The organism is Sneathiella aquimaris, from assembly GCF_026409565.1.
In the GTDB taxonomy this organism is placed as follows: domain Bacteria; phylum Pseudomonadota; class Alphaproteobacteria; order Sneathiellales; family Sneathiellaceae; genus Sneathiella; species Sneathiella aquimaris.
Genome location: NZ_CP112881.1, coordinates 1,518,658 through 1,533,969, shown reverse-complemented (window position 1 = coordinate 1,533,969; position 15,312 = coordinate 1,518,658). Strand labels below are relative to the sequence as shown.

18 protein-coding genes are annotated in these 15,312 nt (G+C 48.7%); 2 read left to right on the top strand and 16 right to left on the bottom strand.

Going from position 1 to position 15,312, the window contains the following annotated elements:
• Positions 1-11: 11 nt before the first annotated feature.
• The 5 genes from OIR97_RS07090 to OIR97_RS07070 form a co-directional block, all read right to left on the bottom strand.
• On the bottom strand, positions 12-989 hold the full coding sequence (locus OIR97_RS07090; protein WP_169545824.1) for a beta-ketoacyl-ACP synthase 3: 978 nt from the start codon (positions 987-989) through the stop codon (positions 12-14).
• A gap of 44 nt (positions 990-1,033) precedes the next feature.
• Positions 1,034-2,107 (bottom strand): phosphate acyltransferase PlsX, encoded by a 1,074-nt coding sequence (gene plsX, locus OIR97_RS07085; protein ID WP_169544881.1) that lies wholly within the window; start codon positions 2,105-2,107, stop codon positions 1,034-1,036.
• 46 nt (positions 2,108-2,153) lie between these two features.
• On the bottom strand, positions 2,154-2,339 hold the full coding sequence (gene rpmF / locus OIR97_RS07080; RefSeq protein ID WP_169544880.1) for a 50S ribosomal protein L32: 186 nt from the start codon (positions 2,337-2,339) through the stop codon (positions 2,154-2,156).
• A gap of 79 nt (positions 2,340-2,418) precedes the next feature.
• Positions 2,419-2,985, bottom strand: coding sequence for a YceD family protein (locus tag OIR97_RS07075; RefSeq protein ID WP_169544879.1), 567 nt, complete (start codon positions 2,983-2,985; stop codon positions 2,419-2,421).
• Between the two features lie 183 nt (positions 2,986-3,168).
• Positions 3,169-3,726: a ubiquinol-cytochrome C chaperone family protein gene (locus OIR97_RS07070; protein ID WP_169544878.1), complete on the bottom strand. Its 558-nt coding sequence runs from the start codon at positions 3,724-3,726 to the stop codon at positions 3,169-3,171.
• A 187-nt stretch (positions 3,727-3,913) separates the two neighbouring features.
• Here OIR97_RS07070 and OIR97_RS07065 point away from each other — a divergent pair, with 187 nt between their 5' ends.
• Entirely contained in the window at positions 3,914-4,363 is a 450-nt protein-coding gene (locus OIR97_RS07065; RefSeq protein WP_169544877.1) for an outer membrane protein assembly factor BamE, read from the top strand.
• Positions 4,364-4,437: 74 nt separating this feature from the next.
• Here OIR97_RS07065 and OIR97_RS07060 read toward each other — a convergent pair whose 3' ends face one another.
• The gene (locus OIR97_RS07060) at positions 4,438-6,543 is read right to left on the bottom strand and encodes a sodium-translocating pyrophosphatase (RefSeq protein WP_169544876.1); all 2,106 of its coding nucleotides are present in this window, start codon (positions 6,541-6,543) and stop codon (positions 4,438-4,440) included.
• 489 nt (positions 6,544-7,032) lie between these two features.
• Between OIR97_RS07060 and ppa the strand changes: the two genes are divergently transcribed.
• Positions 7,033-7,566: an inorganic diphosphatase gene (gene ppa, locus OIR97_RS07055; RefSeq protein WP_169544875.1), complete on the top strand. Its 534-nt coding sequence runs from the start codon at positions 7,033-7,035 to the stop codon at positions 7,564-7,566.
• A gap of 55 nt (positions 7,567-7,621) precedes the next feature.
• Here the strand turns inward: ppa and OIR97_RS07050 are convergent, their stop codons facing one another.
• The 10 genes from OIR97_RS07050 to nrdR form a co-directional block, all read right to left on the bottom strand.
• Positions 7,622-8,818, bottom strand: a complete 1,197-nt coding sequence (locus OIR97_RS07050) for an MFS transporter (RefSeq protein ID WP_169544874.1) — start codon at positions 8,816-8,818, stop codon at positions 7,622-7,624.
• 45 nt (positions 8,819-8,863) lie between these two features.
• Positions 8,864-9,310, bottom strand: coding sequence for a flagellar basal body-associated FliL family protein (locus OIR97_RS07045; RefSeq protein WP_169544873.1), 447 nt, complete (start codon positions 9,308-9,310; stop codon positions 8,864-8,866).
• 101 nt (positions 9,311-9,411) lie between these two features.
• Positions 9,412-9,972: a DUF4865 family protein gene (locus OIR97_RS07040; protein ID WP_169544872.1), complete on the bottom strand. Its 561-nt coding sequence runs from the start codon at positions 9,970-9,972 to the stop codon at positions 9,412-9,414.
• A gap of 114 nt (positions 9,973-10,086) precedes the next feature.
• Complete coding sequence (gene thiL / locus OIR97_RS07035) at positions 10,087-11,079, bottom strand: thiamine-phosphate kinase (protein ID WP_169544871.1); 993 nt, start codon at positions 11,077-11,079, stop codon at positions 10,087-10,089.
• Positions 11,080-11,559, bottom strand: a complete 480-nt coding sequence (nusB, locus tag OIR97_RS07030; protein WP_169544870.1) for a transcription antitermination factor NusB — start codon at positions 11,557-11,559, stop codon at positions 11,080-11,082.
• On the bottom strand, positions 11,556-12,020 hold the full coding sequence (locus OIR97_RS07025) for a 6,7-dimethyl-8-ribityllumazine synthase (RefSeq protein WP_169544869.1): 465 nt from the start codon (positions 12,018-12,020) through the stop codon (positions 11,556-11,558). The genes nusB and OIR97_RS07025 overlap by 4 nt, the downstream gene beginning before the upstream one ends.
• A gap of 4 nt (positions 12,021-12,024) precedes the next feature.
• Positions 12,025-13,137, bottom strand: coding sequence for a 3,4-dihydroxy-2-butanone-4-phosphate synthase (gene ribB / locus OIR97_RS07020; protein WP_169544868.1), 1,113 nt, complete (start codon positions 13,135-13,137; stop codon positions 12,025-12,027).
• Positions 13,130-13,729: a riboflavin synthase gene (locus OIR97_RS07015; protein ID WP_169544867.1), complete on the bottom strand. Its 600-nt coding sequence runs from the start codon at positions 13,727-13,729 to the stop codon at positions 13,130-13,132. The genes ribB and OIR97_RS07015 overlap by 8 nt, the downstream gene beginning before the upstream one ends.
• Before the next feature lie 6 nt (positions 13,730-13,735).
• Entirely contained in the window at positions 13,736-14,851 is a 1,116-nt protein-coding gene (gene ribD, locus OIR97_RS07010) for a bifunctional diaminohydroxyphosphoribosylaminopyrimidine deaminase/5-amino-6-(5-phosphoribosylamino)uracil reductase RibD (protein WP_219821684.1), read from the bottom strand.
• Positions 14,838-15,299 carry a transcriptional regulator NrdR gene (gene nrdR, locus OIR97_RS07005; protein ID WP_169544865.1) on the bottom strand — a complete coding sequence of 154 codons (462 nt, stop codon included), beginning with the start codon at positions 15,297-15,299 and terminating at the stop codon, positions 14,838-14,840. The genes ribD and nrdR overlap by 14 nt, the downstream gene beginning before the upstream one ends.
• Between the last annotated feature and the right edge of the window lie 13 nt (positions 15,300-15,312).

Here is a 15,312-nt window from a genome sequence, read left to right as displayed (position 1 = left end):
ATTCGCAACAATTACCAGCGGACGAGAGCCGACCCCCAAGTAAAACCACCCCCCATTGCTTCAAGAAGAAGAAGGTCGCCTTTTTTGATCCGTCCATCCCTGACAGCTTCATCCAATGCCAAAGGAACAGAGGCCGCAGAGGTATTTCCGTGCCGGTCCACCGTAACAACGACTTTTTCAGAGGGCATTTTCAGCTTACGGCCGGTCCCGTCGATAATTCTTTTATTGGCCTGATGCGGAATTAACCAATCGATATCATCCGTTTCAAGACCCGTTGCCTCCAGCGCTTCACCCACGACACTTGCCAGGTTATTGACCGCGTGCTTGAACACTTCCCGGCCCGCCATACGCAAATACCCGGTGGATTGTGTCGAAGAAGGACCACCATCAACAAACAGAAGATCGTGATGATTACCATCGGCATGCAGATGACTTGTCAACACGCCGCGGTCCTGATTGGTTCCCTCTTCTTCGGAAGCTTCCAGAATAATTGCACCGGCACCGTCGGCAAACAACACGCAGGTCGTTCTGTCTTCCCAATCCAGAATACGGGAAAATGTCTCGGCACCGATAACCAGGGCACGATTGGCCTGTCCGCATTTGACAAAGTTGTCTGCCGTCGCAAGCGCATAAATAAAGCCAGTACAGACAGCCTGAAGGTCAAAGGCAAATCCTCTGGTCATACCCAGCTTTTTTTGAACAGTCGTTGCCGTTGCCGGGAATGTTTCGTCGGGCGTCGCAGTGGCAACAAGAACCAAATCGATATCATCTGGCTGAAGGCCGGCGGCATCCAGGGCGGCCTGTGCCGCCTTAGTCGCCAAATCAGACGTCAATTCACCATCGGCCGCAATCCGGCGCTCACGAATACCGGAACGCGCCACGATCCATTCGTCAGAGGTGTCAACCATCGTGCTTAGTTCTTCATTGGTAAGAACTCTTTCCGGCAAATACGAACCGGTTCCGATAATGACTGAGCGACGCATGTTAATTCCGTTCTCTGACCGGATGGTCAGTTGTTCTTTATAGTTCTTTTTCAGGCTTCGGTGACTTCCGAGGAAGAAGTCTCCTCATTACTACTCGCTTTTGTCTCAACATCAAAGTCCTTGAAATGCGCAATCATGCGATCAATCATCCCTTCGGACACCATGCCGATTGTCACAGCAACAGCATTTGCGAAACCAAAAGCATCGGTTCCACCATGACTTTTCACGCAGACACCGTTCAAACCAAGGAAAACCCCACCGTTATACAATCTGGGGTCTAATCGGTTTTTTAAAACCTTTAAACCGTTCTTCGATAGAAGATAGCCAATCTTGGACATAAGAGATTGTTGAAAACCGGCCTTCAAAAAATTAGAAAAGAGAGTCGCAACCCCCTCTGCCGTTTTCAAAGCAACATTTCCGGTAAAGCCATCTGTGACAACCACATCGACGATACCACGCGTAATATCATCGCCTTCAACAAAGCCACAATATTCGAAGGGAGGATTTTTTATGGAACGCAGGCGTTCGCCCGCTTCCTTAATCGTATCACTACCTTTTAATTCTTCACTGCCAACGTTCAGCAAGCCAACCCGAGGCGGCACACGCCCCAAAACGGCCCGGGCGAAATCAGCGCCCATAACCGCAAACTGAACCAGGTTATCCGCGTCGCATTCCACATTTGCCCCAAGATCAAGCATGATCGTCTCTCCCTTTGGAGAGGGGAGCATGGATGCAAGCGCCGGACGATCAATCCCAGGCAAAGTGCGCAGAGAAAACTTGGCCATCGCCATTAGCGCGCCTGTATTCCCTGCTGAGACAACGCCACCCGCTTCACCATCGCGCACGGCATCGATCGCCAGTCGCATACTGCTCTGACGTCCCTTGCGTAACGCATGGCTAGGCTTGTCTTCCCCTTTAATGGCGTGAGTGGTGTGTCTGATTTCACAGACAGACCTCACAAGGGGATAGGCGTCCAATAATGGATTAAGGCGCGCCTCATCTCCAAACAGCAAAAACCGGGCGTTGGGAAATTGAATCCGAACGATGTCCACACCCTTAATGACAATATCCGGGGCATCGTCCCCACCCATCGCATCAAGTGCAATAACAACGTTTTCGCTCATTCCACCGTCCGGTTTCTGTCCACTCGGAAATCAGAAGAAATCTGATTTATAGTGCTTCTGCTGTATCCAGAACTTCACGGTCGTCATAATGACCGCAAGAACCACAAATATGATGCGGGCGTTTCAGCTCGCCGCAGTTTGTGCATTCCTGAACTTGTGTACCACCAAGTGAATCATGCGCACGACGCATGTTACGTTTCGATTTAGTGGTTTTCTTTCTAGGTACTGCCATTTTCTCAATCTCTCAATTTGCACCAACTTACTGGCGACTTTAACCCAGATCCAAACTAACTGACGTCACATTCGGCCAATTAGTCCTTATTCATCATTTTCTTCAAGTCTGCAAAAGGCCGATGAGTTTCTTTTTGTTCCTCAACCACCTCTTCCTCAAGGTCCCGGATAATCTCCGACGCCTTCGAAATCTCACTATCATTCGCTCGAGGGTAAGGCTCCAACGACAGGGCGATTTGCTCTATCAGCGCCTGGACAACGTCAATCTGACCATCAATGATCAACTCTGGAAGGTCCGCTTCTTCCATACTGACGACGTAATCCACATCCTCAACCAATGCGTCGTCCCGACTAAAGGTGTAACACATTACGAAATCTTCTTCAATTTTCTGCCTGACAGGCTCCAGACTTACGACGCAAGCCTGGTCGACTTCAGCAACGATCGAGCCAGTCAGTTCAATCAAGCCGCTGCCTTCTTTTCTGCCGACTGACGCTTTCATTTGTGCAGATGCAACCTGCAAAATCTCAAGCCGTTCAGCAAGAATGCGGCATTCATCCTCGGATGCTGTGATGTTAATTCTTACAGGCTCTCGCCCAAGACGCTCAACATTCACCCACCGAGCAAATTCTTCCCCGGTATCCTGCATGGGATGACCCTTTCCAACTAACATGATCTCGAATGACCGTTTTGTGCTGAAAACTTCCGGTCTTACATTTTCGAAGGCGCGAAAATAAGCGTTTCAGTCCGCTGGGTCAAATGCTTTTGCAAAATATATCTAACGCGCTGTTTATATTGCTAATTTTGAACCAATATCAAGCGAATTATGCGTTCACCCGGCTTTGCTTTGCGACAAATTTTGAAAAACAACCCGACCATGCTCTAAATCCTGACTGTCCTGCCCCTTCAAATACGCATCATTCTGACGGACATAATCAGCCAACAAAGACAACACTTCCGCCTTGGGCGTCACTTCACATGTTCCATAGTGATTTCGTTCAAGTGCAGTTTCCAGTGTTTCACCCTCGCCGTTCAATGCCTGTTCATAGGCAACCACGCGGCCATAAAAGACTTTTGCCATCTCTTTGATCCGTTTTCCAACACTCAGATCCCCAACCCCGATCTCCCGAAGAGACTGATCCATATCGGCAAACATCAGATCAAAAACCGCCTGTGAAAGTTTAATAAGAGACTCGTCCCCCTCCACTTTCAGGCGGCGCATCAGCAGAAAGGCATGTAGGGCAATCATTTCATATCGCCCATCAACAGTGTCCGGAACCTCAGCAGCGATATAGAATTCAGGCTGGCGGGCCTGCCGCACAATTTCTTTATAAAGCTCTTGCGCTGCGATTTCCTGCTGCCGTTGCCCAAAGAATTTTTTGAAAATCATTCGTGATCCTTATTCTGACCAGCCGCTTGAAATTTCAAGTCAGTCAATCACCAAAGATTTGACATTTATACGTTTAAAATGTCATTTATGCAGGATGAATTAAGCGCTTGAATGCCTTGTGTCAACCGATAGAACCGAGAGACAATGCAAATCTGCGCAATCCGATTAACGACTAGGCGACAGTCAAATGATGAAATTCCTTCGAAATACTTTACTTGTCAGTGCTCTATGTGTGGCCGTAACTGCCTGTGAATATACCAAGGAAAGTTCCGGTTACCGCGTAGACCCTGATCAAATTGCCAAACTTGAACCCGGCATCACGGACAAAGACGGCGTTATTGAGAATCTTGGCTCTCCCTCCAGCATTTCCACATTCGCTGAAAATGGTGAAGCGTGGTACTACATCTCCAAGAAAACTGAGCATTATGCGTTTCTGGACAAAAACGTCATTGAACAGAATGTTATCGTCATAAAATTTGATGAAAATGATGTGATAGAGGTAATCAAGAATTACGACAAAGAGTCTGGCAAAGAAATTGATATTGTCGAGCGTACAACACCAACCGGCGGGAACGAGCTGGGCTTCTTTGAACAGATATTTGGAAACTTCGGGCGCTTTAACCCAGGTGCCAATTAAAGTCATTTTCGTCATCCCTCAACAAAAAAAGCCCCCGAAACTTCCGGGGGCTTTTTTTTTCAGAAACATGCTGTTTAGTGAGCGAGAACCGCCAATAAAAGCAATGCAATGATATTGGTGATTTTGATCATTGGATTCACCGCCGGACCCGCTGTATCTTTATAAGGATCACCAACCGTATCTCCGGTAACCGCGGCGGCATGTGCATCTGTTCCCTTGCCGCCATGATGACCATCTTCAATATATTTCTTCGCATTATCCCAGGCACCACCGCCCGCGGTCATCGAAACCGCCACGAACAGTCCGGTAATGATAACACCCAGCAACATCGCACCGACAGTCGCAAACGCCGCTGATTTATCGGCGATCAGCATAACAACACCAAAAACCACGATGGGCGCCAGCAAAGGAAGCAAGGACGGAATGATCATTTCCTTAATCGCCGCCTTGGTCAGCATATCAACGGCCCGCCCATAATCCGGCTTGGCCGTTCCTTCCATAATCCCCGGAATCTCTTTAAATTGTCTGCGCACTTCTCGGACAACGGACCCTGCGGCACGACCAACGGACATCATGCCCATCGCACCAAATAAATAAGGAAGAAGCCCACCGAGTATCAGTCCAACAACAATAAACGGGTTTTGCAGACCGAAATCCAGCGTGACCCCTTGATAGAAGGAATATTTGTCTGGCCCGGCATTCGAAATAAAATAGGCCAGATCTTCGGTATAAGCCGCAAAGAGGACCAATGCACCCAACCCGGCAGACCCGATTGCATATCCTTTGGTCACCGCTTTGGTCGTATTGCCGACCGCGTCCAGTGCATCCGTGGTTTTTCGGACATCCTCATCCATATCAGCCATTTCCGCGATCCCGCCAGCATTGTCGGTTACGGGTCCATAGGCGTCAAGGGCGACAACCATTCCCGCCAGAGCCAGCATAGTGGTCACTGCAATCGCAATACCATACAGAGCAGCAAAATTATACGCGACGACAATCCCGGCACAGATGATGAGCGCCGGAATAGCGGTTGCTTCCATGGAAACGGCCAATCCTTGAATGACGTTCGTGCCGTGCCCTGTTTCAGACGCTTTTGCAATGCTGCGAACCGGGCGATATTCTGTGGACGTATAATATTCTGTGATCCAGATAATCAATCCCGTCACAATCAACCCGATTAACCCACAATAAAACAAACTCGCACCAGTAAAAGTTTTATCGCCAATACTGAATTCAGTTCCCGTGCCGATGGTCATTGCAGTAATCGGCCAAAGTGCGATTGCCGAAAGAACGGCTGTAACCGCAAACCCCTTATAAAGGGCGCCCATAATATTGTTGCTGCTGCCCAATTTTACGAAGAAAGTTCCGATGACTGAAGTAATAATACACACCCCTCCGATCATAAGCGGATAGGTCATCAATTCAGGAGAATTGGCAAAGTAAATCGACGACAACACCATCGTCGCAACCACCGTTACAGCATAGGTTTCAAAAAGGTCAGCGGCCATTCCGGCACAATCGCCAACATTATCACCGACATTGTCTGCAATAACCGCTGGATTGCGTGGATCATCTTCAGGGATGCCAGCCTCGACCTTCCCCACCAGATCAGCGCCAACATCAGCGCCCTTTGTAAAAATACCACCCCCTAATCTGGCAAAAATGGAAATCAGCGATGCGCCAAAACCAAGTCCAACCAGACTATCAATCATTTCACGACCCTGAACATTCATCGACAGCAAAGCCGCGTAATATCCGGCAACAGCGAGCAATGCCAAACCGACAACCAGCAAGCCGGTCACGGCCCCTGCCTTAAACGAGACAGCAAGACCTTCTTTTAATCCGATCGCCGCCGCCGCCGCCGTTCGCACATTCGCCCGCACCGAAACGTTCATACCAATAAAACCAGCCGCGCCTGATAAAATGGCACCGATTAAAAAGCCAATCCCGACTTTCAAGCCAAGCAAAAATGTCAAAATGCCAAAAATCACGATCCCAACCAGGCCGATCGTTAAATATTGGCGGTTTAGATATGCTGTTGCCCCCTCTTGAACAGCAGCAGATATTTCCTGCATACGCGCCGTACCCGCATCTGCTGATAAAACGGAACGTCCTGCATACAAACCATAAACTAACGCTATGACACCACAAATAATAGGAATCCACACAAATTCAGACATTGACTCCACCCTATTCTTTAGTGAGCTACGGGCTCACTAACTGTTTTTGATTAACGAACTTAAGTTCTTTTCATAAAAATCAGTTACTGGGCAATCAACTTGCCGTTTAACAATGACAGATAAATATTGAACGGGCAATATTAAGTTTAATATTACCAATCTTTTAATATTACCGATTGATTTGCTTAAATAATCTAATTTTTTATTTGATAATTATTTAGCCTATTTCGACAAATTCCGATTCCTAAACTCTTTAATTAATAAATTCTCTATTTAATTCAGAAAGTTTACTCAAGAAAAACCCAACTGAAAAACAATAGAAGTCATTATTTTATATTTTACTACTTTATCTTTTTGTTATTTTCACTTTCATTATATTTGCCAAATACCCTGAATCTTCAAAAAAAACCCATTTTTTTCCAATCGATTATGGCGCTCCTTCTCAGAACGTGCTATCCGGGCGCCAACGAATATTAGGAGCTTAAAAGAATGGATATTTCCAAAATCTCTGCTGGCAAGAATGTCCCGTGGGATGTGAACGTTGTTATCGAGATCCCTATTGGTGGCGTTCCGGTAAAATACGAAGTCGATAAAGACTCAGGAGCGATGTTTGTCGACCGCTTCTTGCACACCGCCATGTACTACCCTTGCAACTATGGCTTTATCCCTCACACACTGGCCGATGACGGCGACCCGACCGACATGCTGGTAGCGGGCCCTATCCCGGTTATCCCAGGGGCGGTCCTGCGGGCACGCCCTGTTGGCGTTCTGATTATGGAAGATGAGGCCGGTCAGGACGAAAAGATTATCGGTGTTCCGGTTGATAAGCTTCACCCTTATTATTCGAATGTTGCGAACTACACCGACCTTCGGGATGTCCTGCTTGATCAGATTGCTCACTTCTTTGAGCATTACAAAGATCTTGAAAAAGATAAATGGGTAAAGATTGTTCGCTGGGGCGATGCTGACGAAGCTGCTGCAATGATCCAGAACTCTTTGGTGAAAGACGCCTTCACAGGATAATCTCTGAACGAAGATGTTAAAAAAGCCGCTCCCTTATTGTGGGGAGCGGCTTTTTTTATTCTGCGGGCGCGACTGCGCGAACCTGCCGGCTAAGATTAACCAGAGCAATAATCGCAACCAGACCAAAGAACGGGATCATGCTCATGGTCACGACATCCCAGCCAAGCGTTTGCTGAAGGATGCCAGCAGACAGCGATGCCGTCGCAACCGTCCCGAAAACAAGAAAATCATTAAAACCCTGAACTTTGGCAGTTTCACTTGGCCGGTATGTTTTCGTCAGCAACGTTGTCCCGCCGATAAACATAAAGTTCCAGGAAACACCCAAAAGAACCAAGGCGATCCAAAAGTTGGCGATGGCCAATCCGGACAAGGCAACACCAATACAGACAAGGCCCAAGATCGCCCCAACGAAAATTACTTTAAAATCGCCGTATCTGGTGATCAGGGATCCGGTAAAGAAACTGGGGCCAAACATGGCAACCACATGCCAACTAATGACATTGAAGGAGTCTGACGGGGTGAGCCCACAGCCGATCATGGCGAGAGGCGTTGCCGTCATGATGAAGCTCATTCCCGCATACCCGATCATCGCACTTAAAGCTGCCAGAATGAACGTCGGTTGCTTCATGATTTCGAGGAGCGGACGAGGCTTTTCATCAAACACCTGGTTTCTGATATGCGGGATTTTGACAAAGCTTACAAAAACAAGGGCGAAGACCCCCAGCAGGATGATTGCCAGATACGGGCCCAAATACAGATAAGGCGCGTAAAGGTCCCGGGTATGACTTGCAATTTGCGGCCCGATGAAGCCAGCGACCAATCCGCCCGCCATCACATAAGAAACAGCCTTGCTCCGGAATTCCGGGCCAGCAACGTCAATGGCAGCAAACCGGTAATAGTTGCCAAAAGCCGAGCAGGTTCCAACGAGCATCACGCCCAAAGTGAAGCCGATAAAACTTCCAACATAGATGGAATAAGCCGCAATGGATGCACCAAGCATACCCAGCAAAATCCCGAATAAAAATCCGGCTTTTCGGCCCACATGCTTCATGAAATAGGATGCTGGAATAGTGGCAAGTGCTGTTCCTGTCACCACTGCCGTGACAGGCACCGTGGCCAGAGACTTGTCGGTTCCCAATAAAAGAAGGGCAACAAGGGACGCGGAACTGATCATGATAGAGGTTGTACTATTCAGCATGGCCTGAGCGCCGGCCATCAGAAGAATACTAACTTTTGTGCGGGTGTCTCTCAACGCGCCCTCCTATATACATGAGAAGGGCTAATGATAATCGACCCTTTAGTTACCTTTGAACACCTTGACCACGAGAATATCAGAGGGCGCCTTTTTACCAAGTACCTGATTTGCCTGCGTCAGCAAACGTTTTTTTAGCCGGTCGTAGTCAACACCACGTGTTTTATCTTTGAATAAAACAGTGCGACCGCTCAGATCCTTCAAGAAAGCATCCCTAACACGAGGGATAAGCTTTCGGGTCCCATCTTTTTTCTCTTTTTCATCAAATTCAAGACTGACCGTCATGAACATATAGTATCGTATGTCTCCATTTTTACGTCGGATCGGCACACTTAAGGGCTTAAGCTCCAGATAAAACGGCCCCTCTTCGACTACCCCTTCTTCAGGTTCAGCAGACGAAGACGCACGAGCATCCGGCACCAACGCCAACGCAAGGAGCACACAGGTTGCCAGTAGAAAGCCTGACATAGAATCTTTAAAAGCCGCGATCATGATCAAATCCGTTGCTGACAGAAAAAAGTCGTTACACAAATTTGATTATCTCAGCGAAGCCTTTCAGAAACGTTTACAACCGACATGCAACCCGAATTTCTTTAGGCAGCACCCGACATGGATCTATTTTCTTCCAAGACCTCATACTCAGAGACGCAATCCGCACGGGTCTTGTAGGCTTCGTCCTTTCGGCTCCAAAGACTGACCCGAGAAATTTCCCAGCGATCAGGATCCAAAAGCACCATATGTGCAAAAAGATCATCATTCTTGAGCATTTTGAGATGATTGGCCTGCTCATGGGTTTTAAGCGTTGTCAGGTTTTGTTTTTCGCAAACTTTATCAACTTCAGAAAGCATCTTTTTGGGTGCAATCGTTGACCGACCATAGCCAAAATTCAAGATTTGCCAGCTTCGGACCCTTGGTCGGCCGAAATCCTCGACCACGTCCTCAAACAGGGTGTTCATTAAGAAATTTTGAGCTGCCTGACTGTTTTCCCAAATATAAAATGGCGCATATACGTGTTCTTCCCTGTCATACAGGTAGAATTTGTGTGCAAGCCCTGGGCATCCGTCAAACATGGGACCGCGCATTGAGACACGGTCATTAACCATCTGAGCATCATACTCACTTGGCAACCGGACCGTATACTGCATAGCCAGCATAGAGTTCTCCCGAAACAATTTTAACCGCCGAGAGTTTTTCAAAACGGCGGGAAGATGACAACGCACAGAAATGCATAGCTATCATGCATAAAACGAAGAGGCGAAAAAATTAACCTAAAAATGGGTCCAGCCAGCGCAGTTATGCTCAATTCTTTGACCGTCAGAATCCAGTAAAACCGGGCTTTCTCCTTCTGTAATCATTCCAATTGACGTGACATGAAGGCCCAATTTATGGTTAATTTCTTCGAACGCCGGCACGGAAGCAGGTGGAATCGTAAAACAGAGCTCGTAATCATCCCCTCCGGACAGGATGGCCGTCCATTGATCAGGATAGGTTTCAACGACTTTTTGGGCGGCATCAGATAGTGGAATGCAGGCCTGATGGATTGTCATCCCAACACCGGATTGCTTGCAGATATGCCCCGCATCGGCCAACAATCCATCTGAAATATCGAGGCAGGCAGAAGCATGATCCCGAAGCACTGCCCCCAGCGTAATTTTAGGGTCAGGAAGCCTGTATCGTCTCTCAAGAAATTGCCTGTCCTGTTCATTCAAGAAAGGTAATTTCCCCTGCCTTGCCTGCAATCCAAGCGCACCATCCCCGATCGTTCCGCTGACATACAGCTGATCGCCGACCTTGGCACCGTTTCGCCTGAGGGCCTGCCCTATGGGGACTTCACCAAGGGCCGTCAGGCTAAGCGTCAACGGCCCGGATGTCTTGACAGTATCACCGCCAAGCAAACCAACACCAAAGAGAGCTTGGTCTTCTTCAAGACCAGCTGCAAAGCTCTTGATAAAGGCTTCATCGCAATCCTCGGTCCAAGCCGTGGCCAAAAGATAGCCTACAGGCTGGGCACCCATCGCGGCCAGATCAGATAAATTTGTACGAAGAAGTTTGCGCGCGATGTCTGCGGGGGGATCATTCTCAAAAAAATGAACCCCGGCGACCATTGCGTCCTTGGTGAGGACCAGTTCATGGCCGTCTCGAACAGAGAGTAAGGCCGCGTCGTCCCCCAAACCAAGAGCCCCGGGGGTGTTGCGGGTCAGCGGCGAAAAAATGGTTTCGATTATGCCAAATTCGCCCGTTTTGGTATCGGGCCCCGGCATTTATTCAAATTCGCCGGGCCGAAGAATTCTGGCAATTCTGTCCAGGACACCGTTCACAAATGAAGGTTCATTGTTATTAAAGAACGTCCGGGCCATCCCGACATATTCTGAAATAATCACCTTGGCATCCGCATCCAGACGGGCCAAAAGCTCATACACGGCAACACGCAAAGTCGCCTGCAAAACCAACTCCAACCGATCGAGGGTTCTGTCTTTATCCAAAACAGCATTGATCTGCTGATCAATTTCTTCAAGACGTTCAGTCGCCCCGATAACCAGATCCCGGAACAAGGCCTTATCAGAATCCTTGAACTGCATGTCGTCAATTTTGGCGCCCACGCGATGTTCAAGAAACTCGTCAACCACTTCGGTTGCCGCCTTTTCCTCAACACCCATCTGATAAAATGCCTGAACAGCATTTAACCGGGCAAGACGGCGGCGACTATGTTTGTCCCCCCGTTTTTCAGATTTTGAGCTCATCGCGGAAATAGTCCAAATTGTTCTTTTACAGTCAGCATCTGAAGCGCGGCCTGTGCAGCCCCGCCTCCTTTGTTCTTCTGATCTTTATTGGCCCGGGCCCAGGCCTGCTCTTCATTTTCGCAGGTGATAATTCCGTTGCCCAACGCCAGACAATATTCAGTAGACAGGTCCATCAATGCACGGGCGCTTTCTTCTGAAACAGTGTCATAGTGCGATGTTTCACCGCGAATAACACAGCCAAGCGCAACATAGGCATCAAACCGGCGACGCCCGCCCATGAATTCCATGGCCTTGATTGCAAACCGAATGGCCGCCGGAATTTCGAGACAACCGGGCACCTGAATAACTTCATAAGTCGCATCGACACGGTCCAATTCTTCTTTTGCACCATCAAGCAGCGCATCGGAAATATCCCGGTAAAAATCAGCCTCGATAATCAGTATATGTAAATTGTCTCGCATAGGCTTATTCCTTGACCTTTATAGGCCGTGTTTCGGATACCGAGAGACCATAACCATCCAGTCCAACAATATTCCGTTCAGTGTTGGAGAGAAGAACCATATTCTTGACACCAAGATCAAGCAATATCTGCGCACCAATGCCGTAATCACGTAATTCATGGGGCGTTTTGACAGGTTCACCCAATTTTCGGCGCAAACGATCGGAAAGAGCCATCGGCCGTGGCTCGCGGATCAGGACAACAACACCCCGACCTTCTTCTTCAATCTGGTGCATCGCATTATGCAGCATATCCGGGTTTTCGTCCAGATCACCCAGAACATCCCCTAAAAGGTTCAGCGCATGCATACGCACCATAATGGGCTCGGAGGTGGAGATATCCCCCTTGATCAACGCTACATGTTCCGCATATTCCGGCTTGTTCGAAAACACGATCATTTTCCAGTCGTCCCCGTACTTACTGGAGACATCTGCCTCGATCTCCCGCGTGATCAGGCTGTCATGACGACGACGGTATTCGATCAGATCTTCAATCGTTCCGACTTTCAAGTCGTGTTTCGCGGCGAATTCCAACAGATCGGGTAGCCGCGCCATTGTGCCGTCATCTTTCATGATTTCACAGATAACACCTGCAGGGATCATGCCGGCAAGTCTCGCGATATCTACCGCAGCTTCTGTATGACCCGTGCGGCGCAGAACCCCGCCTTCACGTGCGACAAGGGGGAAAACATGTCCTGGGCTTACGATATCCTGCGGCCCTTTGGTATGATCAATTGCCACCGCAATTGTCGTGGCGCGGTCTGCGGCCGAAATTCCTGTGGTCACGCCTTCGCGTGCTTCAATCGAGACCGTAAAATTCGTATGCAATCGGGACGCATTGGATTGCGCCATTAACGGCAGCTCCAACTCCTGAACCCGCTCTTCTTCCATGGAAAGACAGATCAAACCACGGCCATGTTTAGCCATAAAGTTAATCGCATCTGGCGTCGCCATCTGGGCTGGTATAACCAGGTCGCCTTCGTTTTCCCGATCTTCAGCATCAACGAGAATGAACATTTTGCCATTTTTAGCATCGTTAATGATCTCCTCAATGGGAGAGAGGTTCTTGCTTTTAGTCATTTTTATTATTCACCTCAGTCATACGCGCTACATAGCGCGCCAACACGTCAATTTCGAAATTAATCCGCTGACCAATTTTCAAAGTCCGAAAAGTCGTATGCGCCTTGGTATGCGAAATAATGTTTACACTGAAAAAGTCCACTCCAACCTCGTTTACCGTCAGCGAAATACCATTGAGGGTGATGGAGCCTTTCGCAGCGACAAAACCGGCATATTCGTCTGGCAGGGACAAAGTCAACTTGGTTGAATCGTTAATTTCTTCCAGATTCTTAAGAACAATAACGGCGTCGACATGCCCCGTCACCACGTGGCCGCCCAACTCGTCGCCAAGTTTCAGCGCCCGCTCTAGATTGACCATCGTTCCCACTTCCCATTCGTTTAGATTGGTGCAGGACAGGGTTTCGTCTGAAGCCTCGACAGCGAACCAGTCTTCCCCTTTATCGACTACAGTAAGGCAGGGACCGGAACACGCGATAGAGGCGCCGATGTCAATGTCTGACGTGTCAAACGCGGTTTTGATCTTAATTTTTGTATCACCGCTTTTTTCAATCGAGGCTATTTCCCCGACATCTGTAATAATTCCCGTAAACATGCTTACCTAGTTCCGAAGAAAATAACGTTCCAGCTGATCCTCACCTAAACGATGAGTACCCTCTAATTCCAATATTGGTGCGTCCGACACATTTTTCAGTCCGATGGATTGAAAAACAGAGATACCGTCTCCACCAATGACTTTAGCAGCCCTGAACCACATCAAGCGGTCTGCCAACTCTTCTTTTATCAATGATGCCTGAAGATGGGAACCTCCTTCGACAAGCAATCGTGTAATTCCTTTGTCCGATAAAATGGACAATGTGTGTTTTAAGTCGGGAAGACCTGACTCTGTCGCCTCAACCTCAATGACATCAGCGCCCAAATTCCGGATCGCGTCAATGCGTTCAGGATCATTTCCGGCAACCGTGACAATCCACAAAGGAATGTCGCGAACAGTTTTAAACAACTGACTGGTCAACGGTATTCTCAACCGGGTATCGGCTACAATCCGGATTGGCGAATATTCCGTCAGGCCGGGTATGCGGCAGGAAAGTTCCGGGTCATCAGCAAGGACGGTTCCTATCCCCACCATGATCGCATCGTTTTTGGCCCGCAACATATGCCCGTAACGGCGCGCCTGCGGACCGGTGATCCATTGACTGCTTCCAGTCGTTGTTGCGATTTTTCCGTCGAGGCTGGTTGCCATCTTCAAAGTAACTAACGGTTTGTCGATGGTTTTACTTTCAACGAAACCGATATTGGCATCCAGCGCCTCGCTCTCGCAAATTTTTTCAACAACCTCTACGCCTGCCTCGCGTAAAATTTCAAGCCCGCGCCCATTTACTCGCTCATCAGGATCCTGCAACGCAGAAACCACGCGTGAAATTCCAGCCTTGATAAGCGCGTCGCAGCAAGGAGGCGTTTTGCCATGATGGGAACAGGGTTCCAGTGTTACATAGGCGGTTGCCCCTTTTGCCAGCGGCCCTGCCCGCTCTAGCGCAACGGTTTCTGCATGGGGGCGCCCCCCAGGCTGGGTCCATCCGCGGCCCACGATACGGCCTTGATTGACAAGTAGACAGCCGACAGCCGGATTCGGCGCAACACGACCCAAGCCACGCCGGGCAAGGCGGAGGGCCATACGCATAAATCGTTGATCTGTTTTAAGGTCAGTCTGTGACACTACTCTGCAGTTCGCCAATAAACTCTTCGAAATCTTTGGCTTCCCGGAATTCCCGGTACACCGATGCAAATCGAACATAGGCGACACTATCAAGATTTGCCAGACCTTCCATCACAAGTTCGCCAATCTTATCGGACGTAACTTCCTGATCGCCGCTACTTTCAAGCTGACGTACAATTCCGTTGATCATGCGATCAATGTTATCTGGCTCAACGGGGCGCTTGCGAGTTGCGATTGTCACCGAGCGTTCAAGTTTTTCACGCTCAAAGGGGCTTCGTTGACCGTTTTTCTTAACAACCGTCAATTCCCGCAACTGTACACGTTCGAAAGTTGTAAATCTGGCACCACAGGCCATACAGGCTCGTCGGCGCCGAATTGCAGTATTGTCTTCAGTCGGACGACTGTCCTTAACCTGGGTTTCTTCACTGTTACAAAACGGACAACGCATTCACGGCTCCCCC

Excerpts from the sequence above, each read along its gene's own strand:
- plsX (WP_169544881.1), bottom strand. The coding sequence starts at position 2,107 with ATGAGCGAAAACGTTGTTATTGCACTTGATGCGATGGGTGGGGACGAT.
- rpmF (WP_169544880.1), bottom strand. The coding sequence starts at position 2,339 with ATGGCAGTACCTAGAAAGAAAACCACTAAATCGAAACGTAACATGCGT.
- OIR97_RS07075 (WP_169544879.1), bottom strand. The coding sequence starts at position 2,985 with ATGCAGGATACCGGGGAAGAATTTGCTCGGTGGGTGAATGTTGAGCGT.
- OIR97_RS07070 (WP_169544878.1), bottom strand. The coding sequence starts at position 3,726 with ATGATTTTCAAAAAATTCTTTGGGCAACGGCAGCAGGAAATCGCAGCG.
- OIR97_RS07065 (WP_169544877.1), top strand. The coding sequence starts at position 3,914 with ATGATGAAATTCCTTCGAAATACTTTACTTGTCAGTGCTCTATGTGTG.
- OIR97_RS07060 (WP_169544876.1), bottom strand. The coding sequence starts at position 6,543 with ATGTCTGAATTTGTGTGGATTCCTATTATTTGTGGTGTCATAGCGTTA.
- ppa (WP_169544875.1), top strand. The coding sequence starts at position 7,033 with ATGGATATTTCCAAAATCTCTGCTGGCAAGAATGTCCCGTGGGATGTG.
- OIR97_RS07045 (WP_169544873.1), bottom strand. The coding sequence starts at position 9,310 with ATGATCGCGGCTTTTAAAGATTCTATGTCAGGCTTTCTACTGGCAACC.
- OIR97_RS07040 (WP_169544872.1), bottom strand. The coding sequence starts at position 9,972 with ATGCTGGCTATGCAGTATACGGTCCGGTTGCCAAGTGAGTATGATGCT.
- thiL (WP_169544871.1), bottom strand. The coding sequence starts at position 11,079 with ATGCCGGGGCCCGATACCAAAACGGGCGAATTTGGCATAATCGAAACC.
- nusB (WP_169544870.1), bottom strand. The coding sequence starts at position 11,559 with ATGAGCTCAAAATCTGAAAAACGGGGGGACAAACATAGTCGCCGCCGT.
- OIR97_RS07025 (WP_169544869.1), bottom strand. The coding sequence starts at position 12,020 with ATGCGAGACAATTTACATATACTGATTATCGAGGCTGATTTTTACCGG.
- ribB (WP_169544868.1), bottom strand. The coding sequence starts at position 13,137 with ATGACTAAAAGCAAGAACCTCTCTCCCATTGAGGAGATCATTAACGAT.
- OIR97_RS07015 (WP_169544867.1), bottom strand. The coding sequence starts at position 13,729 with ATGTTTACGGGAATTATTACAGATGTCGGGGAAATAGCCTCGATTGAA.
- nrdR (WP_169544865.1), bottom strand. The coding sequence starts at position 15,299 with ATGCGTTGTCCGTTTTGTAACAGTGAAGAAACCCAGGTTAAGGACAGT.